Here is a 1,927-nt window from a genome sequence, read left to right on the forward strand (position 1 = left end):
TTAGCTTCACCTGGATTAAAGCGTTTCATCGTACCGACATTGCCCGAGGCCTTACGCCATTGCGCGAGGTATTCCGTTGAGCAAGCATTCCGTTTGAATAGCTGCTCGCATTGGAATACCTGGGCTCGTATCTGATTGCGTCGATGCTTTGGCATCGACGGTCTTCTAGCATTGACATTGAGGCTCGTTACCTCCATTCGATATCCCCCTGTCGATATTTTGTGCTTCGATCTTTTTGGCTTGTAGCCGCGAGAGGAAAGCATGCCGTAGACGCCTGAGATGATGTTGGTGACCTGTGTCTTGCTGATCGAATAAGATGCTGAAACGGTCACGTCATCCATAAAGCGACTGTAAACGAGGCCCTGGCGATGTAGCTGAGTTACGAAATCCGGCTCTCGATCCCACAGGGCCAGGTTGGCCAGGTAGCCGCTGGTTTTCCAGCCCTGAGGTAATACGCCCTCATGAGTGGTTAGCTTGGTCAGGAGGGCTGCAACTTCTGGGTGGAAGTTAAAAAAACGCTGCCAAATGTTGAGCACGACATCGCTGGTGGTACTGGGAAAGAAATCTCTAATGTCTTCGCTGATCAGTATCTTTTTCTTGGTGTGTAGTGCGGCATGGCGAGAGTAGTCACGAGTGGTTTTGTTGTCAGCGATTCCGCCGAGGATGTAGTGGGGATATTCCACCTGCTTGAGCAAGCGGTTCTTTATGCGCTCATGAATAACTTTCAGGGGCTTACGCGCATCATGTGTGTGACGGGGCTTGCCGTCTTTTTTTCTGAGGATTTTACCTGGCTTCCAAAGGGAAGGGATGTTCTCAGAAAGGTCGAGCAATTCCGCCGTGGTTGTCGACAACACACTGGCCAACGCCTCAATGTGAGCAATCGAACCCACCTTAGAACGGGCTTTGTTGTTTTCTAGTGCCATCCATGAGTTCCAGAATACCGGTTGAAAGGGAATCGAGCTGATCCTCTTTCATCTCGGGTATTTCTTCTTTTTCCGCCGCTATGAATACCAGCACTGAAAGCGGGGTCTTGAGCGCCTTAGAGATCGATTCGACCATGGCAATGCTTGGGGCACGCTTGTTCTTCTCGATCAGGCACAAATGGGATACCGATACGCCCGAAAGCTCAGCAAGTTTGGACTGAGTCAAGCCGCGTAGTTTTCGACAGGTTTTGATGGCTTCGCCAAGGTTCATCATCGTACCAGTGTTGAATTAGAAAAGGGGTCCGCTGTGCTAGCTACTTGGACAGGATCTGGATGAGAGCGAGGATACTTGGGAAATTCTCAAGAACCTTGCCGAGGGCCGACAGAACGGCGTGTTTCATGCCGGTGTCTTGGTAGCCTGTCTCGATGTATCCCAATATCAGTTTAATTGCCTCGTCCAGTTGTTCAGTAGCACTGGTGTCTGCTGCATCGCGCATCGATGCTTTTACGTCCAGGAGGACGTTCAGCATCTTCTTCAAAAGCTCTTCATTCATTACGAATTTTCCTCTAATGGTTTCAAACGGTGCAAATCGCACCAGTCGCCACAACACGATCAGACCGATTGGAATGCAGCAAACACCACGAACCCAATTTCCTGCCGAAGGCTCAGTCGCTCCAGTCGCCGCAGCTTTGGGAGCGCCGGTTACCTGCCTCGCCGGATCGCGGACAGATGTGGCCTTGGAAGGACGTTGATGCCAACGTCGGCTACTTCGCCGTCGAAGCAGCCCGGTTCCAGTCTGATCTCAGGATGAGTCTTTTAAAGAGCACGCGGAGTGGTAACACTCCGCCATGAAGAAGAATATACAGAATTTTTTGCTCTACGCAAAGTTTTTGCTTTAAGCAAATTTATGGCTGAGACCTGTTCAATCAGCTTTCTAGGCGCCTGTCCTGAGCAGAGCGTTCAACGGATCTGCAATCTGCTCTCGATCTTGGATCGAAACGAC

General features: G+C 50.6%; 3 protein-coding genes. All 3 read right to left on the reverse strand.

From position 1 onward, the window contains the following. The coding region (locus ACOCD2_RS18095; RefSeq protein ID WP_293653354.1) for a reverse transcriptase family protein at positions 1 to 923 on the reverse strand (923 nt) is incomplete at its 3' end. Next, positions 892 to 1,197, reverse strand: coding sequence for a helix-turn-helix domain-containing protein (locus ACOCD2_RS18100; RefSeq protein WP_293674981.1), 306 nt, complete (start codon positions 1,195 to 1,197; stop codon positions 892 to 894). The genes ACOCD2_RS18100 and ACOCD2_RS18095, both read right to left, overlap by 32 nt. A gap of 40 nt (positions 1,198 to 1,237) precedes the next feature. Further along, positions 1,238 to 1,477: a hypothetical protein gene (locus tag ACOCD2_RS18105; RefSeq protein ID WP_293653785.1), complete on the reverse strand. Its 240-nt coding sequence runs from the start codon at positions 1,475 to 1,477 to the stop codon at positions 1,238 to 1,240. Positions 1,478 to 1,927: the final 450 nt, after the last annotated feature.

The sequence above is a fragment of the Thiolapillus sp. genome (genome assembly GCF_048562965.1).
In the GTDB taxonomy this organism is placed as follows: Bacteria; Pseudomonadota; Gammaproteobacteria; order Chromatiales; family Chromatiaceae; genus Thiolapillus; species Thiolapillus brandeum_A.

Excerpts from the sequence above, each read along its gene's own strand:
- ACOCD2_RS18105 (WP_293653785.1), bottom strand. The coding sequence starts at position 1,477 with ATGAATGAAGAGCTTTTGAAGAAGATGCTGAACGTCCTCCTGGACGTA.
- ACOCD2_RS18100 (WP_293674981.1), bottom strand. The coding sequence starts at position 1,197 with ATGATGAACCTTGGCGAAGCCATCAAAACCTGTCGAAAACTACGCGGC.